Origin of the sequence: Pseudomonas sp. GD04091 (assembly GCF_029836165.1) — a bacterium.
Lineage (GTDB): Bacteria > Pseudomonadota > Gammaproteobacteria > Pseudomonadales > Pseudomonadaceae > Aquipseudomonas.
Genome location: NZ_JAOEBG010000004.1, coordinates 31,799 through 57,522 on the forward strand (window position 1 = coordinate 31,799; position 25,724 = coordinate 57,522).

Here is a 25,724-nt window from a genome sequence, read left to right on the forward strand (position 1 = left end):
CGGGAAGGGGTGAGCGGGTGGATCAGCCGCGCATGATCTCAGGGGCGCTGCCTTGCGGCAACCGTGGGCTGCCGGGGCGCGCGGCCAGGCTCAGGAGCAGCTCGCTGGCCGGCATCGGCCGGGCGAACAGGTAGCCTTGCTGGAAGTCCACGCCGTGGCGTTCCAAATAGTCGCGCTGAACTTCGGTTTCCACCCCTTCGGCGACGATGCCCAGGTCCAGCTTGGCCGAGAGTTCGATGATGGTGTCGAGGATGTGCTGGGACAAGGCATCGCCGCCGATCATGGCGACGAAGCTCTGGTCGATCTTCAGGTAGTCGACGTTGAACTGGCGCAGGTAGTTGAGACTGGATTGGCCCGTGCCGAAGTCGTCGAGGGCGATCATCACGCCCATCGCGTGCAGCTTCTCGAACAGCTCCAGGGTGACCGGCGTCGGTTCGATCAGCTTGCGCTCGGTCAGCTCCAGGGTCAGGACCACGCGTCCGGGCGGGAAATGCTGGAGGAAGGTCTGGCAGTCGTCGAGCAGGCCGAGGTCGCGGCAGTGGTCGGCGGTGATGTTGATGCCGATGTGAAAGCCATCCTCGAGCAGGGCGGCGTGTGGGGCCAGCGCCTGCGCGGTGTTCAGCATCAGGCCGCGGGTCATGGCGACGATCTGCCCGCTGTGCTCGGCGTAGGGAATGAACAGGTCGGGGCGAACCAGGCCCTCGCGCGGATGCTGCCAGCGCATCAGCACCTCGACGCCGGCCCAGCGGTAGTCGCCTTTGCGCACCACCGGCTGGAAGTAGGGCACGAACTCGCCGGCCTCCAGTGCCCGGTTGAGCTCGGCGCGTGAGGAGGTGGCGCGGCGGATCTGCCAGCGGCAGGCGACGGCGGCAATCACGCCGAGGATCAGCAGCAGGCCCAGCAGCGCTGGGTAGCGTGCGCGCATCAGCTCTGCCGGTTTCGACGCGCCGTATCCGCCATGCACGCTGAATGGGTAGCGTGTGGAGGATACGGTCACCGGCGCGCTGGCCGCGACCGCTGGTGTGCCGCTGCGCACCAGGCCGTCCTGCCCCATCCAGTGGTTGCCCACTTGCACCTGCAGTTCATCGTCGTCGCCGAGGAAGCGCAGGGCGGTGAGCAGATGCCGGCCATCCACCGTGCTGATCGCGCCGCGGTCGCCCTGGCTGATGCGGTATGCCAGCAAGGCGTGACCCGGTGTCACCGAGTTGCCATCCATCAGCCACAGCTGTCCATCGGTGTAGTCACGGGCATCCACGGGCTCTTCGAAATCGCCGAACAATGACGTGCAATAGAGGTTGTTGTCGGCGAACAGGTTGGTCGAGCGCACGAACGCATTGCGGGTGACCTCCGTGCGCAATGCCAGCTGCACCTCCTGGCACGGTTTCCCGGCCTTGGGCAGCAAGTGCTGGGTGACCACGGAGAGACTGTCGAGGATCTCCTCGATATGCCCCATCACATCGCGGGCCGTGGCCTGGCTGCTGGCCTGCAGCTCATGCTCGGTCTGCCAGCGCATCACGCCCACGCCGCACAGCAATGGCAGCAGCCCTACGACCCAGGGCAGCAGGGTGCGCCAGCTCCAGCGGGCACGGTGTTTGGCTGTCAGGGGCATGCGTGGGTGAACCTTGTCCATGGCGGGTTTGCAGAGGATAGCCGTTTGCCGGCGTACTCCCAACTTAAAGCGCGACAAACCAATTTACGCAATGTAGAATCGCGTTACGAATACAACAATAAGGTTCTCCGCTTCCCGGGGAATCAAGCCCGCCGAGAATGGGTCCCTATGACATACCATGGGTTCAAGCTGATCATTGGTGACTTCCTTGCCCGCAGCGTGCGCGGCATTCCCTGCTCACCACCACCGCTGTTCGACATCCAAAGCATGTAATCAACCGTTTTTTGCTGCAGATGAGGACACGAACATGGCAGATATCTTCGACAACCCGATGGGCCTGGAAGGCTTCGAATTCATCGAGCTCGCCTCGCCGACCCCAGGCGTGCTGGAACCGGTGTTCCAGATACTCGGCTTCACCAAGGTCGCGACTCACCGCTCCAAGGATGTGCACCTGTACCGTCAGGGTGGCATCAACCTGATCCTCAACAACGAACCCAAGAGCATCGCCTCGTACTTCGCCGCCGAGCATGGCCCGTCGGTCTGTGGCATGGCCTTCCGTGTGCGCAACGCCCATGAAGCCTATGCCCGTGCCCTGGAACTGGGCGCTCAGCCCGTGGAGATCGAGACCGGCCCGATGGAGCTGCGCCTGCCAGCGATCAAAGGTATTGGCGGCGCGCCGTTGTACCTGATCGACCGCTACGAGGAAGGCAGCTCGATCTACGACATCGACTTCAAGTTCATCGAAGGCGTCGATCGTAATCCGGTCGGTGCCGGCCTGAAGATCATCGACCACCTCACCCATAACGTCTATCGCGGGCGCATGGCCTACTGGGCCGGGTTCTACGAGAAACTGTTCAACTTCCGCGAAATCCGTTACTTCGACATCAAGGGCGAATATACCGGCCTGACTTCCAAGGCCATGACTGCGCCGGATGGCATGATTCGCATCCCGCTCAACGAAGAGTCGTCCAAGGGCGCGGGGCAGATCGAAGAGTTCCTGATGCAGTTCAACGGTGAAGGCATTCAGCATGTGGCCTTCCTCACCGATGACCTGCTCAAGACCTGGGACGCGCTCAAGGGCTTCGGCATGCGCTTCATGACCCCGCCGCCGCAGACCTACTATGAAATGCTCGAGGAGCGCCTGCCAGGGCATGGCGAGCCGGTCGACCAGTTGCAGGCCCGCGGTATTCTGCTGGACGGCGCTTTGGAGTCGAACGACAAGCGCCTGTTGCTGCAGATCTTCTCGGAAACCCTGCTGGGGCCGGTGTTCTTCGAGTTCATCCAGCGCAAGGGTGACGATGGCTTCGGCGAAGGCAACTTCAAGGCACTGTTCGAGTCGATCGAGCGTGATCAGGTGCGTCGTGGCGTGCTGAACGCCGAGTAACCTGCCTCAGGAGCAAGACCCGTCGCGGGGCAAATCGCATCGGTGCGCCGATGCAATTTGCCCCGCGACGCTTTTCGGCTACTTCCGCCCGCCCAGGTAGCGCAGCACCGCTTCGGCCACGCCAGCGGTGGATGCTGGGTTCTGCCCGGTGATCAGGTTGCCGTCCTCCACCACGAACGGCGCCCAGGGGTCGTCCGCCTTGCGGTACTCGCCCCCGCGGGCACCCAGTTCGTTCTCGGTCAGGAACGGTACCACCTTGTCCAGCTCCGCCAGTTTTTCCTCGGTGTTGGAGAAGCCGGTCACTGCGCGTCCCCTGAGCAGCAGGCTGTTGTCGCCGAGCTTGATGTTGAGCAGGCCGGCAACGCCATGGCATACCGCCGCGACCGCGCCGCCGTGCTCGTGAATGCGCCGTGCCAGCTCCTGTAGCGGCTGGTTGTCGGGGAAGTCCCACATCACGCCGTGCCCGCCGGTGTAGTAGATGGCGCAGTACTGCTCGGCCTTGACCAGGCCGGGACTCGTGGTGGCGCCAAGGCGGTTCATGAAGGCCTTGTCGTTGTACCACTGCCAGTCCAGTTCCGGCGCCATCTGCAGGCTGTGCGGGTCGATCGGCACATAACCTCCCGCCGGGCTGACATAGTCGACCGCGTAACCGGCCTGCTGCACCTTGTCGACGAAGTGCACGGCCTCACCTAGCCACAGCCCTGTGGCCCGCTTCAAATCCGGATACTTGGCGGTATTGGTCAACACGACCAGAATCTTCTTGTTCATCTGCGCATGCCCGTCGAATTCATGGGAAAACGTTTGGCCAGCGATATTGAAAGCCTTATGAGCATAGCCGGGCATGGCCATGGCGCCATGTGTAACAGGGGATGTGCTAGTCTGCTGCGCACCAGACGCATCAACGGGAGACTCCATGGAACAGGCCACCTCCGCAACTGCGGCATTCATGCAGGCAGCCATCGACGAAGCACGCAAGGGATTGGCCGAAGGCGGTATTCCGATCGGCTCGGTGCTGGTGCACGATGGCCGGATCATCGGCCGCGGGCACAACCGCCGGGTGCAGAGCGGTAGCGCTATCCTCCATGGCGAAATGGACGCACTGGAAAATGCCGGGCGTCAGCCCGCCAGCGTCTACAAGGACGCGACCCTCTATACCACCTTGTCACCCTGCGCCATGTGCAGTGGCGCGATCCTGCTCTACGGCATCAAGCATGTGGTGGTAGGCGAGAACCAGACATTCATGGGCGAGGAGCAGTTGCTGCAAAGCCGGGGGGTGAAACTGGATGTGCGCCACGACGAAACCTGCAAGGCCCTGATGAAACAGTTCATCGAGAATCATCCGCAGCTGTGGAATGAAGACATTGGCCGCTGACCTGGACCCTTCGCCCGGAAGCATTCAGGTCGTTCACCTGGCCCCTCCGGCAACCGAAGCCATCATGCACCACAAGGCCATCGCCTCCTTCGACTGGCGCTGCACGCCGCTGGGGCCCTTGTCGCAGTGGCCGCCCGCCCTGCGCATTGCCGTGGACATGCTGCTGTTGTCGCCGTTTCCGTGCGCCTTGGTCTGGGGGCCGGAAATGACCCTCATTCACAACGACGCCTACCAGGCGTTGCTCGGTAGTCCGGGCGATCACCAGGGAGGGCGTTTCGACATGCTCTGGGCGCGCGCCTGGGACAGCATCGGGTCCACGGTGTTCAAGGTCCTCCAAGGGCAGGGCTGCGTGCTGGAGGATGCGCCGCTGCAAGTCGAGCGGGCCGGCGTGGTGAAAACAGTGTGGGTCACGGGGTGCTATTCACCGATTCGCGATGATCAGGGCCGCGTTGCCGGGTTCCTGCATGCGTTGATCGACACCACCGCGAGTGTCGAGACCAGCCATGAGTGGCGGGAACTGGCCCAATCGTTCGAAGCCCGGCTGCTGAACTACCTGGCCGACCCTGAGCATACCTGGCAATTGTCTCCGGACGTGATGCTGATGCTCGACGTCGACCTGCGTCTGCGCATGGCCAATCCGACGTGGCAGCGTTTGCTGGGCTGGCGCGTCGAGGAACAGTTCGGGGTGGCGCTGCCGGAACTGTTCCACCCTGCCGATCGTACCGAGGCGCGGCTGGCGTTGATGGCGCTGCTGCAGGGCAAGGCCGTGGCGCCCGTGGAGGCGCGCATCCGCCATTGCGACGGTCATTATCGTTGGTTCCGTTGCCATGGCGTGGCGGATCAGTCGATGCCGATGCTGGTCGCCCGGGACATCACCGACGATCGTCAGGCCATCCAGCTTCGGGCCGAGGCGGCGATGCGCGAAAGTCAGCGCATGGAAACCGTGGTCAAGGTGGCGGGCGGCCTGGCGCACGAGATGAACAATGTCTTGTCAGGGGTCGGCAGCAGCCTGGAACTGCTGGAGCGGCGCATCGGCCAAGGACGCATGGAGCGTGTTGAAAGTTACGTGCAGATGGCCCACGAATGCGCCCAGCGGGCCATAGCCCTGACCCAGAACCTGCTGGCCTTTGCCCGTAGCCAGCCTTTGTCGCCGCGCCCGTTGGACGTCAATCGACTGATGCGGCAGGTCACGCCGTTGTTGCAGCAGTCCCTCGGCAGCGAGATGCGCCTGCAGTGCCAGCTCGACGTGGCGCCCTGGCCGGTGTTGCTCGATGCCGACCAGTTACGCAACGCATTGCTGCACCTGTGCAGCAATGCCCGCGACGCCTCACTTGGCCGAGGGGTGGTGTCGATCCGCACTGCCAATGAGCGGCTTGTCGAAACGACCGATGAGCGCAGTGCTCTGGCGGCGGGCGATTATGTCGCGATTTACATTGAAGACAACGGCCACGGCATGTCGCAGCAGGATGTCGCGCGGGCCTTCGAGCCGTTCTTCACCACCAAGCCGCCAGGGCAGGGGGTGGGGCTCGGGCTGCCGATGGTGCATGGTTTCGTCCGCCAGTCGGGCGGGCAGATCTGGATCGAGTCGAAGCCGGATCAGGGCACTCGAGTGGTGCTGATGTTCCCTCGTTATGCCGGCAGCCTGCCGGAGCCGGATTACTCGGAAGTGCCCTTGCCGCAGGCGCGGGGTGAAAGACTGCTGCTGGTCGATGATGAGATCAATCTGCGCGGGGTGATGAAGGAGGCACTGGTCGAGCATGGCTTCGAGGTGTGCGACGTGCCCGATGCCAACAGCGCGCTGGGGCAGTTCCGCCATGGTGAACCTTTCGACCTGGTGATCACCGATATCGGCTTGCCGGGGGGCTTCAGCGGCAGTCAGGTCGCCAGGGCGCTGCGCTTGATCAAGCCCGAACAGAAAATCCTGTTCATCACCGGCTTTACCGAGGATCCGGTGGAGCAGGTATTGCTGGATGAGCCTGGCACCGCACTGTTGCTCAAGCCCTTTTCGCTGGAGACCCTGGTCGCGCAGGTGCTGCGGATGCTGCAACCCTGACGGTCAGCGGCTGCCTCAAAGGCCTTGCTGGAGGAACGGGTCGTCCGGGTTCTGTCGCTCCAGTTCGGCCAGCAGCACCTGGACGTTCTGCAGTTGGCCGGTCTCTTTCCAATACTGGATGAGCAGCACCCGCGCCCGGCGATTGGCCGGTTCGCGGCTGAGTACGGCTTCCAGCTGCTGTTGCGCGGCATCGACCTGCTCCAGCTGGTGCAGGGTGGTGGCGAGGGTATAGCGATAATCGCTGTTGTCCGGCTCCAGTTCGACGGCCCGTGACAGGGCGAGCAGGGCATATTCCTGCTGCTGGTGGCGAATCAGCCACAAGCCCAGTTCATATTGCAGGAACGCCGAGTCGGGGCGCAGGGCCAGCGCCTTGGCCAGGATTTCCCGGGAAGCATCGTGCTGCTCCTGGCGTTCGAGCAGACGTACCTGGGTAGCCAGGGCATCCAGGTTGTCGGGGGCCAGGGCCAGGCTGCGCTGCAGCGCCCTGGTCGCGGGCTCGAACGCCTGCTCGTGCATGTACAGCCTGGCCAGGTGCACCTGTGCCGCGGCATCGTCCGGCTGCCGCTCCAGGGTCTGTTCGTACTGCTCCAGGGCATCCTGCAACGGTCCGAAGTACAGGCCGATGGCGTCGGGGTCGAGCCCCAGCAGCGCGTCCACGGCGGCAAAGCGCACGCTCTGCTCGTCATCCTCGAGCAGCGGGCCCAGTACCAGGCTGCGCTGAGACGCGGGTATGAGCCCCCGAATGCTGGCGATGGCTGCGCGACGGACAATGGGGTCGGCGTGTTCGAGGTCCTGGCTTGCCAGTTTCAGGGCCTGGGGTGAGGGGTAGTTGGGCAGTTCGGCGAACAGCGCGGCGCGGCGGATCGGTGGCAGGTCGTCGCGTTGCAGCTGTTGATACAGCACCCGTGCCGCGCCCGGTTGGCCGTCATGGGCCTGGCGCAGCGCCTTGGCATAGCTGTGGGGCGGCAGACTGGGCGGTGCCGGTTGCGGGGCGCGCCACAGGTAACCGATCGTGACTGGCAGCAGAATCAGCAGCAGCAGGGCGATCAGGATGAGGGGGCGTCTGGGCATCGGACGGTCCGTGGCGGCGGGAACGACAGAGCTTGGGGCAGGAGGGGGGCAAATGCAACGTCCACGGGCGCGGGCCTGGCCGCTACCGGTGGCTGCCGGCTTCGACGGTCATCCTGGCACGGGACCTTGCAAAGCCGGCATTCGCAACACCGCGATCCGACTCAGCTCAATTCGAGCCAGATCGGCGCATGGTCCGAAGGTTTCTCCATCCCGCGCAGCTCATAGTCGACCCCTGCCGCCTTCAACCGTGGCAGCAATCCCTGAGAAGTCATGATCAGATCGATGCGCAGGCCGCGCTTGGGGTCGTCCTCGAAGCCACGACTGCGGTAGTCGAACCAGCTGAAGCGGTCGGCCACCTCCGGGTGCAGATGCCGGAAGCTGTCGACCAGCCCCCAGCCCTTGAGCCGCTCCATCCATTCGCGCTCCTCGGGCAGGAAGCTGCACTTGCCGGTCTTGAGCCAGCGCTTGGCATTGTCCGCGCCGATGCCGATATCGCAATCCTGGGGCGAGATGTTCAGGTCGCCCATCACCACCACCGGCTGACTGTTCTGGAACTCGTTCTCCAGCAGCGCCTGCAGGTCGCTGTAGAAACGCTGCTTGGCCGGGAACTTGGTGGGATGGTCGCGGCTTTCGCCCTGGGGGAAGTAGCCATTCATCACGGTGATCGGCGTGCCGTCGCGGTCGGCGAAGGTGCCCCAGATGAAGCGGCGCTGGGCTTCTTCTTCGTCACTGGCAAAGCCTTTGAACAACGACAGAGGCTTCTCCCGCGACAACAGGGCGACGCCGTAGTGGCCTTTCTGGCCGTGATAATGCACGTGGTAGCCGAGCGCCTCGACGTCGGCCAAGGGGAACTGCTCGTCGCTGACCTTGGTTTCCTGCAGGCCGATCACGTCCGGCTGGTGCTTTTCGATCAAGGCCGCCAGCTGGTGGGGGCGGGCGCGCAGGCCGTTGATGTTGAACGAGACGATCTTCATGGAAAGATGATCCTGGTAAAAGCCTCGGATGCTAGCCGACATCGCCCGTCACGGCCAGCGTGGCGCCGTGGTGCGGGCGCTGCTAACGTGCTGGGGGAGGTGAACGAAGCGCAGTGGAGCACCTCCAAGGCAATGTAATGCCCATTCCAGGAGGTCGCCCGCGATGCCCGATGCCACTGCCACTGCAGCTCCCGCCAAGGTCTGCCTGCTGGACCAAGGCTATGCGCGTGAAGCGCGCTCGCTGCTCTATCATGCCTACCGTCACGAACCGACTTTCGCCTGGTTGTTCGAGGCTCAGCGTCCAGGGTATGAACGTCGTTTGAGAGTGATGGTGCGTGAATGGGCGCGTCAGCATTTTTACCTGCAACTGCCGGCCATCGGCCTGCTGGTGGAGGACCGGCTGGTCGGCCTGGCGCTGATCGTGCCACCGCAACGGCGCCTGGGTGTGGCCGACAGCTGGGCCTGGCGCCTGCGCATGATCCTTGGCACCGGGCTGCGCTGTACCCGGCGCTATCTGGATTACCAGGCCGCGCTGGCCGGCTGTCTGCCGGGCGAGTCGGTGCATGTCTTGCCGTTGTTGGGGGTCCACCCGCAATTCCAGGGCCGACACTATGGCGAGCAACTGCTGCAAGCGGTGCACGACTGGTGCGCCGAGGACCCGACCACCGAAGGCGTGGTGCTGGATACCGGCAATGCACATTACCTGGCGTTCTATGAGCGGCAGGGTTATCAGGAGATTGGTGAGATTGCTGTAGGGCCAATCCGGGAGCGGGTGTTCTTTCATCCCAATCCAGTGTCATCCAAGATCTCAAACCTGTGACAGGCATTTACCAACCGCTCCGTTGAACCTTGTGCTCTGGTAGCATGCGCGGCATGACGTATTCAGGAAGACTTGGCTGGGGCCTGTTGCTATTGGCCGCCAGCTCCATGGCATGGGCGCAGAGCGAATTGCTGGTGCGGGTCAAACCCGCCAACAAGGCACTCAAGTCCAATATCGAAGGCTATATCGGCAGCCTCGGCGACCGCGACGAAGAGGCACTGCTGCGTTTCAGCCGTGGGGCCGAGGAGCAGGCGCGCAAGGCGGCCCAGGCATTGGGCTATTACCAGGCGCGGATCGACACCGAGGTCAAGCCGCCGAGCGAGAAGGACAAGCCCCCGCAACTGATCATCCGGGTCGAGCCCGGCGAACCGGTGCACTTGCGCAACGTCACCGTGCGGATCGAAGGGCCGGCCAGTGAGCTGAAGGTGTTCCGGATTCCTGACAGCAAGGCGTTGCGTCCTGGCGAGCAGCTCAATCATGGCACGTACGAGGACGCCAAGCGGCTGATCCAGAACCAGGCCTCGCGCTACGGCTTTTTCAGCGGTCGCTTCGAGCGCCAGCGCCTGGCGATCGACCCTCAGGCCGGGGTGGCCGATATCGAACTCATCTACCAGAGCGGGCCGCGCTACCGGCTCGGCGCGGTGACCTTCGGCGGCGACACGCCGCTGGATAACGACCTGCTGCAGCGCATGGTCTCGTTCAAGCCCGGCACCCCTTACGATTCGGAACTGATCGCCGAACTCAACAATGACCTGCAGTCCAGCGGCTATTTCGAAGGCGTGCGCGTGGACGCGGCGCCCACTGCCGCAGTGGGCCAGGACATTCCCGTGGACGTCCACCTCGATACCCGCAAACCGCGCACCATGGGCCTGGGCCTGGGTTTCTCGACCGACGTCGGTCCGCGCGGCAAGGCCAACTGGACCCGTCACTGGGTCAACCCGCAAGGCCACAGCTACGGTTGGGAAACCGAACTGTCGGCACCACGACAGAACGTCGGGCTGTGGTACGACATCCCCCTCGACCCGCCGCTGACCGACAAGCTGCGGTTCGCTGGCGGCTACCAGAACGAAGACATCTCCGGCACGGACACCCTGAGCAAGTTGCTCACCGTCGGCCCTGAATGGCACAGCAAGCTGCCCAGCGGCTGGCAGCGGGTGATCTCGCTCAAGTACCAGCGTGAAGAGTATCGCCTGGGCGACGACTCGGGTCTGAGCAACCTGCTGATGCCGGGCGTCAGCTTCTCCTACCTGCGCAGTGACAACCGCATCGACCCGCACAATGGCTACCGCCTGCAGTTTGACCTGCAAGCGGCCAAGGAGGGTCTGGGTTCGGACACCAACCTGGTGCATGGCAACGTGCTGCTCAAGGGGCTGACCACGCTGGGGCAGAACCATCGTCTGCTCGGGCGGGTGCAGTTCGGCGGCAGTGCCACCAACGGCTATCAGCAGAATGTGCCGCCGTCGCTGCGCTTCTTCGCCGGTGGCGACCAGAGCGTGCGAGGCTACGACTACCAGTCGCTGTCGCCGAAGAACAGCCAGGGCGACCGCATTGGCGGCCGTTATCTGGTGGCCGGCAGTGCCGAGTATCAATACTCGATCGCCGAGAAATGGCGGTTGGCCACCTTCATCGATCAGGGCAACTCGTTCAACTCCCTGGAGCTGCCCAGCCTCAAGACCGGCGTCGGTATTGGCGTGCGTTGGGTTTCTCCGGTCGGGCCGCTGCGCCTGGACCTGGCCCGCGCGTTGGATGACGACGGTGGTTTTCGTCTGCACTTTTCCATGGGGCCCGAGCTGTGATGCGCATGTTCAGAATCGTCCTGCTCGCGGTGCTTGGCCTGCTGGCATTGTTCGTCCTGGCGCTGGGAATGGTGCTGGGCACCCAGGCCGGCAGCCGTTGGCTGCTGGAGCGGGTGCCGGGGCTAGAGGTCAGCGATTTCAGCGGTCGGCTGGGCGGCAGCTGGCAAGCAGGCCAGCTGCGTTGGATCGATGGCGGCAATCGGGTCGAACTGCAGGCGCCACAGCTGACCTGGTCGCCTGGCTGCCTGTTGCGTGCCACCTTGTGCATCGAGCGGCTGCAGGCCGAACGTATCGACATGGCCTTCGCGCCCGGCGAGCCCCAGCCCGACAGCGACCCGCTGCAGCTACCGGGCTTGCGCCTGCCCCTGGCCATCGAGCTGGGTGAGCTCAAGGTGGGTCAGCTGCGCCTGGACGGCAGCGACTTGTTGGCAGATCTTCAGCTCGCCGCACATTGGACATCGACAGGCCTGCGTGTGGACTCCCTGAAACTGCAGCGTGATGACCTGCGGCTTGATCTTGCCGGCGATCTGCAGCCTGAGGGCGACTGGCCGGTGGAGCTGCAAGGCACGTTGCAGCTGCCAGAGGTCGAAGGCAAGGCCTGGCAGCTGGCACTGCACGCCAAGGGTGAATTGCAGAAGACTCTTGTACTGGATGCCATCAGCAGTGGTTATCTGCAGGCGCGGCTGAACGGCGAGCTACAGGCATTGGCCGAGCACCTGCCAGCGCGCTTGAGCATTCGCGCCGACGCCTTCAAGCCGGCTACCAGCCTGCCCGATACGCTGCAGCTGAACCAGCTGCGCCTCGATGCCCAGGGCGACCTGCTCAAGGGCTATCAGCTCACCGGTGGCGCCACGCTGCCCGCCGAGCAGGGGCCGATCGGCCTGGTGCTGGCCGGCAAGGTCGACGCCAAAGGGGCCCAGCTTGCGGCGCTGGATCTCAATGCCAGTGACAGCCAGCGCGTGAAGCTGCAAGCCAGCGCGCACTGGCACCAAGGGTTGAGCGCCGACGCCAGCGTCGACTGGCTGGATTTCCCCTGGCTGCGACTCTACCCGATGGAAGCGGCGCCCCAGGTCACGCTGAAGCGCTTCAATGCGCAGGTGCAGTACCGCGACGGCACCTACAAGGGGGCGTTCAAGGGCGATCTGGATGGCCCGGCGGGTGCCTTCAACCTGGCCAGCCCGTTCGAGGGCGATCTGACCCAGATACGCCTGCCGCAGCTCGCCTTGAATGCGGGGCAAGGCAAGGCTGCCGGCAGTGTCGCGCTGCGCTTCGCCGATACCCTGGCCTGGGATGTCGACCTGCAACTGTCTGCGCTCGACCCAGCCTACTGGTTGGCGGAGCTGCCAGGTACACTCGCTGGCCCGTTGCGCAGCCAGGGCGAACTGAAGAACGAGACTCTCAAGCTCAAGGCTCAGCTCGATCTGAAAGGGCGCCTGCGCGGGCAGCCGGCGATGCTCAAGGTCGACGCCGATGGTGCAGGTGAAAACTGGACCTTGGGCAGCCTTGCCGTGCAACTGGGGGCCAACCAGATCAACGGCAGTGCCAGCCTGCAGCAGCGCCTGGCCGGACGGATCGACCTCGACTTGCCGCGCTTGGGCCAGCTATGGCCGCAGTTGCAGGGCCAGGTCAAGGGCCGTCTTGACCTGGCCGGCACCCTGGCGGCGCCACAAGGCACCCTGACTGTGCAGGGCCAGCAGCTCGCCCAGGCGGAAAACCGGATTCAGCGCCTGCAGCTGGAGGCGCGGCTGGACAGTGCCCAGCGTGGGCAACTTCTGCTCGAGGCGGGCACCATTCGCCTGGGCGACACGGCGCTGGGCAACCTCAAGCTGCAGGGCAAGGGCGATATCCGCCAGCAGGCGACGACACTGGCCCTCGATGGTCCGCAACTCAAGCTGGACATGGCCCTCGACGGCGCCTTGAACAAAGGCGATTGGCGTGGACGCCTGGCCAGCGGACGTATCCAGGCCGGTGGCCAGGACTGGCAACTGCAGGCGCCCGCGCGTCTGCAGCGCCTGGCCAGTGGTCAGCTGGACTTTGGCGCCCACTGCTGGCGCTCCGGTCAGGCAAGCCTGTGTGGCGACGACCAGCGCCTGGCGCCGGAGCCTCGACTGCGCTACCACCTCAAGCAGTTCCCGCTGGACAGCCTGGCGCAATGGCTGCCCAAGGATTTCGCCTGGCAAGGGTTGCTCAATGCCGACATCAACCTCGACATTCCGGCCGCCGGGCCCAAGGGCAGCATCCGTGTCGACGCCAGCGGCGGGACCTTGCGCGTGCGCGACAAGGGTCGCTGGATCGACTTCCCATACCAGGTACTGCGCCTGGACAGCACCCTGGCGCCACGTCGGGTCGATACACGCCTGAACTTCCGCGGCGAGCGCCTGGGCGAGCTCGACCTGAGCACCCGACTCGACCCCCTGGGTCGAAACAAGCCATTGTCCGGTGAGTTCCGCCTGGCCGGGCTGGATCTCTCGGTCATCAGACCATTCCTGCCGATGGTCGAGCGCCTGGCCGGTCAACTCAATGGCAGCGGTCGTCTTTCCGGCAGTCTGCTGGCGCCGCAGGTCAATGGCAACCTGGCCTTGAGTGGCGGGCAGGTCAGCGGTGCCGAACTGCCGGTCAGTCTGGAAGATCTGTCGCTGCAGGCACTGATCGCCGGCGAGCATGTCCAGCTCGACGGCAACTGGCGCAGTGGTGACGCCGGACGCGGGCAGCTCACGGGGCAACTGACCTGGGGGCAGGTGCTGGGGCTGGACTTGCGCCTGCAGGGCCAGCAACTGCCGGTGAGCGTGGAACCCTACGCCGCACTGGAAGTGGCGCCCGACCTGACCATTCGCCTGGTCGACGACAAGCTAGCGGTCACCGGCAAGGTGCGGGTCCCCAAAGGCAAGATCACGGTTCGCGAGCTGCCGCCTTCCACGGTGAAGGTCTCGGACGACACGGTGATCGTCGGTCACCAGACCGAGGAGGGCAAGGCACCCATGGCGGTGGCCATGGACATTGATGTCGATGTTGGCAGCGACAAGCTGTCGTTCAGCGGTTTTGGCCTGACCGCCAATCTGCTGGGCCATGTCCATATCGGCGACAACCTCGACACTCGAGGCGAGCTGAACCTGGCGGACGGGCGATACCGGGCCTATGGCCAGCGCCTGACCATTCGCCGCGCACGGCTGCTGTTCGCCGGGCCGATCGATCAGCCATACCTGGATATCGAAGCGATTCGTCAGGTTGACGATGTGATCGCCGGCATTCGTCTTAGCGGCAGCGCCGAGCAGCCGACCACCAAGGTGTTCTCCGAACCGGCGATGAGCCAGGAGCAGGCCCTGTCGTACCTGGTGCTTGGCAGGCCGCTGGGCGGCTCGGGCGAAGACAGCAACATGTTGGCCGAGGCTGCCTTGGGGCTGGGGTTGATGGGAAGTTCAGGCCTGACGGGAAGCCTGGCGTCGAACCTGGGCATCGATGACTTCCAGCTCGATACCCAGGGCTCGGGCAATACCACCAGCGTAGTGGCCAGTGGCAACCTGACCGAGCGCTTGAGCTTGCGCTATGGCGTTGGGGTGTTCGAGCCTGCCAACACCATCGCCTTGCGCTACAAGCTGAGCAAGAAAGTCTATCTTGAAGCCGCCAGCGGCCTGGCCAGTTCGCTGGACATCTTCTACAAGCGCGATTTCTAGACGCGTGTCCTGATCCGCACCGGCCATCGAAGGCCGGTTGCGGATATCTCTGATCCAACTACCTTTTGCCTGATCTGGCGCTGCGGTGCAGTGGTCGGTGCCTGGCGCGTGACTTCAGCGGGCATGGCAGTCCTGGCGACGGATATTGCCGATCTGGCGCAGACTCAATCCGTACTTGTCGGCGAGCAGGCTGCGGGACAGGCCGCTGGCGCTCTCTTTCTGGATTTGCTGGTTGCGCAGTTGGCGCTGGAAATGGTCTGGCTTGGGAATTTCCAGGGCCAGGCCGGCAAAGCGCTGGATCAAGGCGTCGAGCGCCTCGGGTGGCAGCACATCGGCCAGCTTGGTGCGATCACGATGCTTGGGAATGTACTTTGGGCGACCACCGAAGGTACAGGTCAATCGGTAGGCGTTTTCAAGGCCGATGCATTCGATCAGCGACTGCAGCGAGTGAGGGAGTTGGGTGGTCTCGATGTTGCTCAGGTCTGGCATTTCCATGCAGGACTTCCTTTGGCTATGTCGGTTTACCTGACGCCTGGCCCATGAAGCTGGACGTCGCGAGGCGCCACCGTCGGGGTGGCTTGACTCGATTCTCGAACAGCATCGGAGCAGGTCGCTAGGCGGGAATCGGACCGGGGTTTGTAGCCTTTGCATCTTGTTGAGTGCAGGCAGCAGCCCAATTCTGCGTAGGAAATGCCTTCACCCCTGCTCTGCAAGCCCCAAACCACGCAGAGAAGGCTTTCCATGATGGCATTTTGGGTGCGCATACCTATGCAAGTGCATGGGAAATGCTCCCAGGGGCGCCGGCAGCGGGGAGGGCAGTGAAAGGGCTGGAGGGTGAGGATAAAAAAATACGCGCTGGCAGGAATTTCGGCGTAGGAAAAGGTTGCGAGGTATCATGTCGCCGGCTCCGTGGGAGCCTCATGTCCCCCGATGTCGCAAGGAACTTCCGATGACACATGTGCAGCGCCTGAAATACTCGATCCTGATCATCCTGGTAGTGCTGGGAATCATGCTCGGCCTAAGTTACCTGCAAAAGCAGGGGACGATCAGCGAGCAGACGTTCCAATACATCGCCATTGCCATTGCGGTGGTCGTGGTGGTGATCAATGGGATCCTGCGGCGCAAGGTCAAGCCCTGACCCAGGCGGGCCGGCGTATCCATGCCGGCCATGGGCTCAACGCGAGGCGGGTTGCTCGAGCACGGCCCGGGCCTGGGGATTGAGGCTGTAGCACTTGTCGTTGCCGAGGCTGATGACGCCTTCGCTGCACAAGCGCTTGAGCACTTCGCGCACGCTCAGGAACGACAGGGGAATGTCCAGCTGTTCAAGTTGCGCGTGCACCCCGCGCACACCGATGCTGCGGCCGTTGCGGTCGGCGGTATGCAGTGCGTCGATGACCTTCAGGCGGATCAGGCTGGTGCGCAGCCCATAGGCGCGCAGCAGCTCGCGGATCTGCTCGTTGCCCAGGCGTTCCGCCTGCCCGCCGTGGCTTTGACCACCGCTGTGCTCGGCCGGCAGGGACTGTTGCGGGTTATACATGTGAATGCTCCTTTTCGTGGACTGTCCCGAAATCATGGGTGCCTCACTACATAAGACGAATGAGATCGGCAAAACTGCAGTCCCCGTTGAAAAAAATCTGACACGTTCTGTTGAAAACGTTACAGCCGACCCTGGGCCGTAAAATTTTCATCCGGCCACTCGTCTGTTCGGGATGACCCCGATTGCACGAGGAGTGCCTGTGACCCATCTTTCGCGTCCCCTGTTTCGCGTTGGCCTTGCGGCTGCCCTGGTTGCCTCCAGCCTGACCGCCCAGGCCCGGGAAGCGGCTGGCGATGCCTCCGCGCAGATCCGTCGCACCAGTTTCGGCGTGCCGCATATCCTGGCCAAGGATGAGCGCGGCCTGGGCTACGGCATCGGCTACGCCTATGCCCAGGACAACCTCTGCCTGCTGGCCGGGGAGGTACTGACGGTCAATGGCGAGCGCTCTCGTTATTTCGGCGGCGCAGGCAAGACCATCGAGCAACGCGACAATCTTTCCAGTGACCTGTTCTTTACCTGGCTCAATCGTCCAGACCCCGTCGACGGATTCCTGCAGGCCCAGCCGGCGGCGGTGCGTGAGCTTCTGGACGGTTACGCCAGTGGCTATAACCGTGCACTGGGCGAGCGCAGGGCGCAGGGATTACCGGCTGAATGCGGGACGGGCGAGTGGGTGCGCCCGATCACCAGTCGCGATCTGGTCAAGCTGACCCGGCGCTTGCTGGCCGAAGGTGGCGTCGGTCAGTTTGCCGAGGCGGTGGTGGCAGCGACACCTCCCGAGCTGGCGGCACAACGGCCCGTGGTCGACTACAGCGCCGCGTTGGCACGCCAGGCGCGCTTTGCCGCCGAACGCGGCAGCAACGCGGTCGCCGTGGGGGCGGAGCGTTCGGCCAATGGCCGCGGCCTGTTGTTGGCCAACCCTCACTTCCCGTGGGTTGGCGGTTTGCGCTTCTACCAGATGCAACTGACCATTCCGGGCCAGCTCGATGTGATGGGCGCTGCATTGCCGGGGCTGCCGGTGGTCAACATCGGCTTCAACCGGCACCTGGCCTGGACGCACACCGTCGATACCTCGAAGCATTTCACGCTGTACCGGCTGCAACTCGATCCCAAGGACTCGACCCGCTATCTGTACGATGGCGCATCCGTGCCGCTCGAGCGCCAGACCCTGAGTGTCACGGTCAAGGCCGAGAATGGCACCCTGGACCAGGTCGAGCGAACGATCTACGTGTCGAGGTTCGGGCCTGTGGTGCAGATGCCGGGGCAACTGGACTGGGATCGGCAGGCGGCCTTCAGCCTGCGCGATGCCAACCTGGACAACACCCGGGTGCTGCAGCAGTGGTACCGGATCAACCGCGCCGATAGTCTCGACACACTGAAAGCATCGGTCGCGCAGCTGCAGGGTATCCCATGGGTCAACACCCTGGCCGTGGACAGCGCCGGCCATGCGTTGTACCTGAACCAGTCGGTGGTGCCCTATGTCGATCAGGCCATGCTCGAACAGTGCAGCAACCCGGAGGGCTCAGGCCCGCTGGTGGTGCTCGATGGCTCGCGCAGTGCCTGCCAGTGGAAGGTCGATGCGCAGGCGGCGCAGCCAGGCATCTTCCCGGCGCACCTGCTGCCGAACCTCGAGCGTCGTGATTACGTCCAGCATGCCAATGATTCGGCATGGATGGCCAATCCGGCGCAGCCATTGACCGGCTTCTCGCCGCTGGTCAGTCGTGCCGACCAGCCACTGGGCATGCGCAGCCGCTTTGCCCTGCAGCGTCTGCAGGGCAACGGCAAGCTCGGTGCCGCCGAGTTGCAGGACATGGTGTTCGGCGACGAGGTCTACCTGGCGAGCCTGGTCTTGCCGGACCTGTTGCAATGGTGCAAAGGCGTGGCGGCTGACCTGAAAGGCGTGTGCGACAGCCTGGCAGCCTGGAACGGCAAGGCCGATCAGGACAGTGGCATCGGCCTGGTTCACTTCGAAAATATCTTTGACGTGCTGTTGCAGCACCCGGAAAGCTGGCGCGTGCCATTCGATGCAGCCGACCCGCTGCATACGCCGCGCGGCCTGGCGGTAGAGCAGGCCGCGGTCGGCAAGTTGCTGCGCGAGGCCGCGTTGGCTTCGGTCGAGACGGTGCGGCAGGCCGGTGTGACCGCCGACCAGCGCTGGGGGCAGATTCAGCAGGCCGCGGACGGCACGCCGGTGCCGGGGGGGCCGCAGGCGCTGGGTGTGTACAACGCGATGGTGAGCATACCGGTCGGGCCGGGCAAGCGCCTGGTGGTCAGCGGTTCGAGCTATCTGCAGGTGGTCAGCTTCACCGAGCGCGGGCCCGAAGCCCAGGGACTGCTGGCGTTCTCGCTGTCGAGCGAGGCGGCATCGGCCCATGCCGGCGATCAAACGAGGGCGTTCGCGGCCAAGCAACTGGCGCCGATTCCGTTTACCGAAGCGCAGATCAAGGCCGATCCGCAATATCGGCAATATGTGATCAGCGAGCGGGACAAGGCGCAGGTGGCGAGCACCCGGGAATAGGGCAGGGCAACTCCGCTCCCACGAGAGCCGTGGGGGCGGGGTTGTTCAGGCGAACTCGAACGGGGCCAGCTGGAAGCCCTGTTCATCCACCTGCAAGGCCCAGCCACGTCGATCCCAGTCTCCCAGGACGATGCGCCTTGCCGGCTGGCCGTCGACCACCAGTTTGTGGATGGCCGGGCGATGAGTGTGGCCGTGCACCAGGGTGCGTACGCCGTGCGCCGCCATCACCTTGGGCACTTCGTCCGGGGTGACGTCGACGATCTCGGTGTTCTTCATGCGTGTTTGCGACTGGCTTTCGCTGCGCAGCTTGCGCGCCAGTTTCTGTCGCGTGGCCAGCGGCAGATGCCGCAGGATCCACAGGCTCAGCGGATTGCGCAGGTAGCGGCGCAGCTTCATGTAGCCCACATCGCGGGTGCACAGGGTGTCGCCGTGCATCAGCAATACCGCTTCGCCGCCAAGTTCGACGACGCAGGGGTCGTCCAGCAGCGTGCAGCCAGCGGCCTCGCAGAACGCCTGGCCGATGAGGAAGTCGCGGTTGCCGTGCATCAGGTAGATCGCCGTGCCGCTGTCGCTGAGCCGGCGCAGGGCCGTGCAGATCGACTGCTGGAACGGCGTCATGGCATCGTCGCCGATCCACGCCTCGAAGAAATCGCCAAGGATGTACAGCGCCTTGGCGTGCCGGGCGCGGCCGTCGAGCAGATCAAGAAACGCCCGGGTGATGTCCGGGCGTTCTTCTTGCAGGTGCAGATCGGAGATCAGCAGGATCACTCAAATGATCTCGGCTTTCTCGATGATCACGTCGTCTTTCGGCACGTCCTGGTGGCCGGCCTTGGAACCGGTGGCGACCTTTTCGATGGCGTCGACCACTTCACGGCCTTCGGTGACTTCGCCGAATACCGCGTAGCCCCAGCCCTGCACGTTCTTGCCGCTGTGGTTGAGGAAGTCGTTGTCGGAGGCGTTGATGAAGAACTGCGCCGAGGCCGAGTGCGGCTCCATGGTACGGGCCATGGCGATGCTGTACTTGGTGTTTTTCAGGCCGTTGTCAGCTTCGTTCTGGATGCTGGCGCGGGTCTTCTTCTGGCTCATGCCTGGCTCGAAACCGCCGCCCTGGATCATGAAGCCCTTGATCACGCGATGGAAGACGGTGCCGTCGTAGTGGCCTTCCTTGACGTACTGAACGAAGTTCTCGGTGGTCAGCGGGGCTTTTTCGGCATCCAGTTGCAGGACGATGTCGCCGTGGTTGGTGATCAGTTTGACTTTGGACATGCTGAAATTCGCTCTTTCAAGGCATACGGGAAATAGGGTGCGCGCTGCGCTCGGTTAACCTGACGCAGGATCAGGCAAACGCGACACACGCCACTGGGTGGTGATTTTGCCGGATTGTAGACCGCTGCGGCGACAAAACGCGCCACTTTGTCAGTGCTCCGGCTGTCAGCAGCTTGACTGCTTCGGCTATGATAGGCGCTTTGATTCAATCGGCCTACCCGGCCGGCTACCTGCATTCAAGGACACTATGAGCAAGCCCACTGCCGACAACGCGCCAAACGCCGCTGCCAAAGGCGCCCCCGCCGTCCCTGTGAACTTCCTGCGGCCGATCGTCCAGGCCGACCTGGACGCGGGCAAGCACCAGAGCATCGTCACCCGTTTCCCGCCGGAGCCCAATGGCTACCTGCATATCGGTCACGCCAAGTCGATCTGCGTCAACTTCGGCCTGGCCAAGGAATTCGGCGGCGTCTGTCACCTGCGTTTCGACGATACCAACCCGGCCAAGGAAGACCAGGAGTACATCGACTCCATCCAGCGTGACGTCAAGTGGCTGGGCTTCGAGTGGGCGGGCCCGGTGCGCTACGCCTCGGATTACTTCGAGCAGCTGCACGACTGGGCCGTGGACCTGATCAAGTCGGGCAATGCCTATGTCTGCGACCTCACTCCCGAGCAGGCCAAGGAGTACCGCGGCAGTCTGACCGAGGCGGGCAAGAACAGCCCGTTCCGCGAGCGTAGCGTCGAAGAGAACCTCGATCTCTTCGCGCGCATGAAGGCTGGCGAGTTCAAGGACGGCGAGCGTGTGCTGCGGGCCAAGATCGACATGGCCTCGCCGAACATGAACCTGCGCGATCCGATCCTGTACCGTATCCGCCACGCCCACCACCACCAGACCGGTGACAAGTGGTGCATCTACCCCAACTACGACTTCACCCACGGTCAGTCGGACGCCATCGAAGGCATCACCCATTCGATCTGCACCCTGGAGTTCGAAAGCCACCGCCCGCTGTACGACTGGTTCCTCGACAAGCTGCCGGTGCCGGCGCATCCGCGCCAGTACGAGTTCAGCCGCCTGAACCTGAACTACACCATCACCTCCAAGCGCAAGCTCAAGCAGCTGGTCGACGAAGGCCACGTCCAGGCCTGGGACGACCCGCGCATGTCGACCCTGTCCGGCTACCGCCGCCGCGGCTACACCCCAGCCTCGATCCGCAACTTCTGCGAGATGATCGGCACCAACCGTTCCGATGGCGTGGTCGACATGTCGATGCTCGAGTTCAGCATCCGTGACGACCTCGACCGCACCGCGCCACGCGCGATGTGCGTGCTGCGCCCGCTGAAGGTGGTGATCACCAACTACCCCGAGGGCCAGGTCGAACAGCTCGAACTGCCGCGTCATCCGAAGGAAGACATGGGCGTGCGCGTACTGCCGTTCGCCCGTGAGCTGTACATCGACCGCGATGACTTCATGGAAGAGCCGCCGAAGGGCTACAAGCGCCTGGAGCCGGCCGGTGAGGTGCGCCTGCGCGGCAGCTATGTGATCCGCGCCGACGAGGCGATCAAGGACGCCGACGGCAACATCGTCGAGCTGCGCTGCTCGTACGACCCGGACACCCTCGGCAAGAACCCCGAGGGCCGCAAGGTCAAGGGCGTGATCCACTGGGTGCCGGCCGAAGGCAGCGTCGAGTGCGAAGTGCGCCTGTACGATCGCCTGTTCCGCTCCGCCAACCCGGAGAAGACCGAAGACGGCGGCAGCTTCCTCGACAACATCAACCCCGACTCGCTGCAGGTGCTCAGCGGTTGCCGCGCCGAGCCGTCGCTGGGCCAGGCGGCGCCTGAAGACCGCTTCCAGTTCGAGCGTGAAGGCTACTTCTGCGCCGACCTCAAGGACAGCCAGCCGGGCCGTCCGGTGTTCAACCGCACCGTCACCCTGCGTGACTCCTGGGGCAGCTAAGGATTACCCGTGCTTACCATCTACAACACGCTGAGCAAGACGAAGGAAACCTTCAAGCCGCTGGATGGCAACAAGGTGCGCATGTACGTGTGCGGCATGACCGTGTACGACTATTGCCACCTTGGGCACGGCCGCAGCATGGTGGCCTTCGACCTGGTCACCCGCTGGCTGCGCAAGAGCGGCTATGAGCTGACCTATGTGCGCAACATCACCGACATCGACGACAAGATCATCAACCGGGCCAACGAGAACGGCGAGTCGTTCGATGCGCTGACCGCCCGGATGATCGACGCGATGCACGAGGACGAACGCCGCCTGAACATCCTGCCGCCGGATCAGGAGCCCCGTGCCACCGACCATATCGCTGGCATGCACGCGATGATCCAGACCCTGATCGACAAGGGTTACGCCTACGCTCCCGGCAACGGCGACGTGTACTACCGGGTCGGCAAGTTCGCCGGCTACGGCAAGCTTTCGCGCAAGAAGATCGAGGACCTGCGCATCGGCGCGCGGATCGAGGTCGACGAGGCCAAGCAGGATCCGCTGGACTTCGTTCTGTGGAAGGGCGTGAAGCCGGGCGAGCCGTATTGGGATTCGCCGTGGGGGCCGGGGCGTCCTGGCTGGCACATCGAGTGCTCGGTGATGTCCACCTGCTGCCTGGGTGAAAGCTTCGACATCCATGGTGGCGGCAGCGACCTGGAGTTTCCGCACCACGAGAACGAGATCGCCCAGAGCGAGGCGGCCACCGGCAAGCCGTACGCCAACGCCTGGATGCACTGCGGCATGATCCGCATCAATGGCGAGAAGATGTCCAAGTCGTTGAACAACTTCTTCACCATTCGCGATGTGCTCGACAAATATCACCCGGAAGTGGTGCGCTACCTGCTGGTGGCCAGCCACTACCGCAGTGCCATCAACTACTCCGAAGACAGCCTGCGCGATGCCAAGGGTGCATTGGAGCGCTTCTACCACGCACTGCGCGGCCTGCCGCGTCTCGAGGCCAAGGGCGGCGAGGCGTTCGTCGAGCGCTTCACCGTGGCGATGAATGACGACTTCGGCACTCCCGAAGCCTGTGCCGTGCTGTTCGACCTGGTGCGTGAGATCAACCGACTGCGCGACAGCGACCTGGAGGCCGCCGCCGGCTTGGCCGGCCGCCTGCGTGAGCTGGGGGATGTGCTGGGCGTGCTGCAACTGGAGGCTGATGACTTCCTGCGTGCGGGGGCCGAAGGCAAGGTCGACGCCGCTGAAGTCGAGGCGCTGATCCAGGCGCGCCTGCAGGCGCGTACCGACAAGAACTGGGCCGAGTCCGACCGCATCCGTGACCAGTTGACGGCCATGGGCGTGGTGCTGGAAGACAGCAAGGGCGCGACCACCTGGCGCCTGGCTGACTGATCGAGCGCCACTGGGGCTGCTGCGCAGCCCTTTCGCGACACAAGGCCGCTCCTACAGGGTTGCGTGGTACCCCTGTAGGAGCGGCCTTGTGTCGCGAAAGGGCCGCAAAGCGGCCCCGCTCTTTATTGAGCTACCCCAGCCAATGGACAATGCAACACCAATCTCGCCCCACCCAGCTCGCTGGCACCCACCTCCAACCCGAACCCATGCAGGTCGACGATCGCCGCGACGATCGACAGTCCCAGCCCGAACCCCGGATGGCGATGACCTTCCTCGCTGCGGTAGAACCGCTTCAGCACCGCCTCGCGCTCATTCGCCGGAATCCCCGGCCCACTGTCCTCGACGGCGATCTGCACGCCATGAGCGTCCTCGATTGCCTCGATTCGCACCTGCCCACCTTCCGGGGTGAACTTGATCGCGTTGCCTACCAGGTTGGCCAGGGCCTCGAACAGCAACTCGCGGTCACCATGCAGCGCCGGCAACTGCGCGGGCTGCTTCAGTTGCAGGCGGATACCACCGTCTTCGGCCAGCGGCAGGTAGAAATCATGCAGCTCCAACAGCAACCCTTGCGGGTCGAGCTGCACGAAGCCGGCCCGGCGCTGGCGGTCTTCCAGCTCGCTGATGCGCAGCAGCCCTCGGAAACGCGCCATCAGCGTATCGGTCTCGCCGATCGCCTGATCCAGTGCCTCGCCTTCGGCAGAGTCGGCGCCACTCTGCTGGCGGATGCGGTAGAGCTGGGCACGCAGGCGGGTCAACGGCGTGCGCAGGTCGTGAGCGATATTGTCACAGACCCCCTTGACCTCATGCATCAGCCGTTCGATGCGGTCGAGCATTGCGTTGACGATGGCTGCCAGCATGTCCAGTTCATCGCGGCGCACCGACACCGGCAGGCGATGGGTCAGGTCACCCGCGACGATCAGCTCGGCCTGGGCCTGGATCGCCCGGATGCGCTTGAGTGGCCGGCGGCGCAGCAGGTACCAGCCGGCGAAGCCGGGAATCAGGGTCAGGGAAATGCCCCAGAGCAGCGCGTCGAGAATGATCCGGGTGACCACGAACAACGAGCCGTTGTCGCGCACCAGCACCAGCCAGCGACCATCCTGGACCTTGATCGCCACCGCGTCGCAGCTGTCGCGCGGCAGGTGCGGGTCGTCGGCATCCAGGCAGCGCTTGAGTTCATGGACCTTGCCGTCCAGGCCCAGCTCCGGGGGGATCGTGCGGATTCGCCCGCCAAGGGGGTTGAGTTGCGGGTCGAACAGACCGTAGGCATCGAAGCTGCGCTCCTCGAAGGCCTGGCTGGCGATCAGCGCGTCGTCCAGTTGCTTGCCGCTCATATGGGCGAACAGGTGCTGGCGTTGCAGCATGGAGTGGCGGGTGAGCTTGTTCAGGTAGCTGGTGACCTCGAAGTACAGCACCCCCATGAGGATGCTGCTCCAGGCCACGAACAGAAAGCTGTACAGCGCCAGCAGACGGCTGGTGGAGGAACTCCAGCCCTTAGACGGGTTCGGCAATGGCATAGCCGGAACCCCGCACGGTACGGATCAGGGGGCTTTGGCCGGGCGAGTCGATCTTCTTGCGCAGGCGGCCGATGTGCACGTCGATCAGGTTGGTTCCAGGGTCGAAGTGGTAGCCCCAGACTTCCTCGAAGATCATCATCCGGGTGATCACCTGCCCGGAGTGGCGCATCAGGTACTCGAGCAGCTTGTATTCGGTGGGCAGCAGGTTCAGCGACTGCTCGCCGCGACGAGCTTCGTGGCTGATCAGGTCCAGCTCCAGATCCGCGACCTGCAGGCGGGTCTGGGTCATCGGTACGCTGTTGCGACGCAGCAGCACTTCGACCCGGGCAGCCATTTCGTCGGAGGCGAACGGCTTGGTCAGGTAGTCGTCGCCGCCGGCACGCAGGCCGCGCACGCGTTCATCGACATCCGACAGGGCGCTGATCATCAGGATTGGCGTGGTGATCTTGAGGTTGCGCAGGGTGGTGACGATGGTCAGGCCGTCGACCTCGGGCAGCATGCGGTCGAGGGTGATCAGCTCGTAGCCACCGGCGATGGCCTTGGCCAGGCCTTCACGGCCATTGTCGGCCCAGTCGACTTCCAGGCCGTGGCTGGTCAGTTCGGCGACGATTTCCTGGGCGGTGACGGCGTCGTCTTCGATGGTCAGTACGCGAGGCATGCTGGTTCCTGGGCGGCGAATGGAGATTTGATTGTGCCAAAGAATAGACAGGCGGCGATTTAAGAAAAATTCATCTGGGACCGAATGCAAAACGGGGCATGCCATCGCTGGCATGCCCCGTTACGACCTGCAGGCGAATGC

General features: G+C 64.1%; 20 protein-coding genes. 10 read left to right on the forward strand and 10 right to left on the reverse strand.

Translation table 11 applies throughout. The features are described from left to right. Positions 1 to 22 precede the first annotated feature (22 nt). Complete coding sequence (locus N7422_RS06740) at positions 23 to 1,609, reverse strand: EAL domain-containing protein (RefSeq protein ID WP_279805783.1); 1,587 nt, start codon at positions 1,607 to 1,609, stop codon at positions 23 to 25. A 307-nt stretch (positions 1,610 to 1,916) separates the two neighbouring features. Here N7422_RS06740 and hppD point away from each other — a divergent pair, with 307 nt between their 5' ends. After that, positions 1,917 to 2,993, forward strand: coding sequence for a 4-hydroxyphenylpyruvate dioxygenase (hppD, locus tag N7422_RS06745; protein ID WP_279805784.1), 1,077 nt, complete (start codon positions 1,917 to 1,919; stop codon positions 2,991 to 2,993). 78 nt (positions 2,994 to 3,071) lie between these two features. Here hppD and N7422_RS06750 read toward each other — a convergent pair whose 3' ends face one another. After that, on the reverse strand, positions 3,072 to 3,761 hold the full coding sequence (locus tag N7422_RS06750; protein WP_279805785.1) for a type 1 glutamine amidotransferase domain-containing protein: 690 nt from the start codon (positions 3,759 to 3,761) through the stop codon (positions 3,072 to 3,074). A 145-nt stretch (positions 3,762 to 3,906) separates the two neighbouring features. Between N7422_RS06750 and N7422_RS06755 the strand changes: the two genes are divergently transcribed. After that, positions 3,907 to 4,365 (forward strand): nucleoside deaminase, encoded by a 459-nt coding sequence (locus N7422_RS06755; protein ID WP_279805786.1) that lies wholly within the window; start codon positions 3,907 to 3,909, stop codon positions 4,363 to 4,365. A gap of 64 nt (positions 4,366 to 4,429) precedes the next feature. Next, positions 4,430 to 6,418: a PAS domain-containing sensor histidine kinase gene (locus tag N7422_RS06760; protein WP_279805787.1), complete on the forward strand. Its 1,989-nt coding sequence runs from the start codon at positions 4,430 to 4,432 to the stop codon at positions 6,416 to 6,418. A 15-nt stretch (positions 6,419 to 6,433) separates the two neighbouring features. Here N7422_RS06760 and N7422_RS06765 read toward each other — a convergent pair whose 3' ends face one another. Together N7422_RS06765 and xthA are read right to left on the reverse strand one after the other, a co-directional pair. Further along, on the reverse strand, positions 6,434 to 7,489 hold the full coding sequence (locus N7422_RS06765; protein WP_279805788.1) for a tetratricopeptide repeat protein: 1,056 nt from the start codon (positions 7,487 to 7,489) through the stop codon (positions 6,434 to 6,436). 161 nt (positions 7,490 to 7,650) lie between these two features. Continuing rightward, the gene (gene xthA, locus N7422_RS06770; protein ID WP_279805789.1) at positions 7,651 to 8,463 is read right to left on the reverse strand and encodes an exodeoxyribonuclease III; all 813 of its coding nucleotides are present in this window, start codon (positions 8,461 to 8,463) and stop codon (positions 7,651 to 7,653) included. A gap of 163 nt (positions 8,464 to 8,626) precedes the next feature. Between xthA and N7422_RS06775 the strand changes: the two genes are divergently transcribed. From N7422_RS06775 to N7422_RS06785, 3 genes are read left to right on the forward strand one after another with little or no spacing between them, the layout of a single operon-like run. Continuing rightward, positions 8,627 to 9,283 (forward strand): GNAT family N-acetyltransferase, encoded by a 657-nt coding sequence (locus tag N7422_RS06775; RefSeq protein ID WP_279805790.1) that lies wholly within the window; start codon positions 8,627 to 8,629, stop codon positions 9,281 to 9,283. 53 nt (positions 9,284 to 9,336) lie between these two features. Then, positions 9,337 to 11,079, forward strand: a complete 1,743-nt coding sequence (locus N7422_RS06780) for an autotransporter assembly complex protein TamA (RefSeq protein WP_279805791.1) — start codon at positions 9,337 to 9,339, stop codon at positions 11,077 to 11,079. Beyond that, the gene (locus N7422_RS06785) at positions 11,079 to 14,750 is read left to right on the forward strand and encodes a translocation/assembly module TamB (RefSeq protein WP_279805792.1); all 3,672 of its coding nucleotides are present in this window, start codon (positions 11,079 to 11,081) and stop codon (positions 14,748 to 14,750) included. The genes N7422_RS06780 and N7422_RS06785 overlap by 1 nt, the downstream gene beginning before the upstream one ends. 114 nt (positions 14,751 to 14,864) lie before the next feature. Here N7422_RS06785 and N7422_RS06790 read toward each other — a convergent pair whose 3' ends face one another. Next, positions 14,865 to 15,245, reverse strand: a complete 381-nt coding sequence (locus N7422_RS06790) for a Mor transcription activator family protein (RefSeq protein WP_279805793.1) — start codon at positions 15,243 to 15,245, stop codon at positions 14,865 to 14,867. Positions 15,246 to 15,699: 454 nt separating this feature from the next. Here N7422_RS06790 and N7422_RS06795 point away from each other — a divergent pair, with 454 nt between their 5' ends. Next, entirely contained in the window at positions 15,700 to 15,888 is a 189-nt protein-coding gene (locus N7422_RS06795) for a hypothetical protein (protein ID WP_011533313.1), read from the forward strand. A 36-nt stretch (positions 15,889 to 15,924) separates the two neighbouring features. On the opposite strand, the gene N7422_RS06800 is transcribed toward N7422_RS06795, so the two are convergent. After that, the gene (locus N7422_RS06800; RefSeq protein ID WP_279805794.1) at positions 15,925 to 16,287 is read right to left on the reverse strand and encodes a fe2+ zn2+ uptake regulation protein; all 363 of its coding nucleotides are present in this window, start codon (positions 16,285 to 16,287) and stop codon (positions 15,925 to 15,927) included. 172 nt (positions 16,288 to 16,459) lie between these two features. On the opposite strand from N7422_RS06800, the gene N7422_RS06805 reads away from it, so the two are divergent. Further along, positions 16,460 to 18,802 (forward strand): penicillin acylase family protein, encoded by a 2,343-nt coding sequence (locus tag N7422_RS06805; RefSeq protein ID WP_279805795.1) that lies wholly within the window; start codon positions 16,460 to 16,462, stop codon positions 18,800 to 18,802. Between the two features lie 45 nt (positions 18,803 to 18,847). Here N7422_RS06805 and N7422_RS06810 read toward each other — a convergent pair whose 3' ends face one another. Both N7422_RS06810 and N7422_RS06815 read right to left on the reverse strand, forming a co-directional pair. Then, positions 18,848 to 19,570, reverse strand: a complete 723-nt coding sequence (locus N7422_RS06810; protein ID WP_279805796.1) for a UDP-2,3-diacylglucosamine diphosphatase — start codon at positions 19,568 to 19,570, stop codon at positions 18,848 to 18,850. Continuing rightward, a complete protein-coding gene (locus tag N7422_RS06815; RefSeq protein WP_279805797.1) occupies positions 19,571 to 20,068 on the reverse strand; it encodes a peptidylprolyl isomerase in 498 nt (165 codons plus the stop codon). 247 nt (positions 20,069 to 20,315) lie between these two features. Between N7422_RS06815 and N7422_RS06820 the strand changes: the two genes are divergently transcribed. Together N7422_RS06820 and cysS are read left to right on the forward strand one after the other, a co-directional pair. Next, a complete protein-coding gene (locus N7422_RS06820) occupies positions 20,316 to 22,019 on the forward strand; it encodes a glutamine--tRNA ligase/YqeY domain fusion protein (protein WP_279805798.1) in 1,704 nt (567 codons plus the stop codon). A 9-nt stretch (positions 22,020 to 22,028) separates the two neighbouring features. Beyond that, positions 22,029 to 23,411 (forward strand): cysteine--tRNA ligase, encoded by a 1,383-nt coding sequence (gene cysS, locus N7422_RS06825; protein ID WP_279805799.1) that lies wholly within the window; start codon positions 22,029 to 22,031, stop codon positions 23,409 to 23,411. 122 nt (positions 23,412 to 23,533) lie between these two features. On the opposite strand, the gene N7422_RS06830 is transcribed toward cysS, so the two are convergent. Both N7422_RS06830 and N7422_RS06835 read right to left on the reverse strand, forming a co-directional pair. Next, on the reverse strand, positions 23,534 to 24,925 hold the full coding sequence (locus tag N7422_RS06830) for a HAMP domain-containing sensor histidine kinase (RefSeq protein ID WP_279805800.1): 1,392 nt from the start codon (positions 24,923 to 24,925) through the stop codon (positions 23,534 to 23,536). Further along, a complete protein-coding gene (locus N7422_RS06835) occupies positions 24,903 to 25,583 on the reverse strand; it encodes a response regulator transcription factor (RefSeq protein ID WP_279805801.1) in 681 nt (226 codons plus the stop codon). The genes N7422_RS06830 and N7422_RS06835 overlap by 23 nt, the downstream gene beginning before the upstream one ends. Positions 25,584 to 25,724 lie beyond the last annotated feature (141 nt).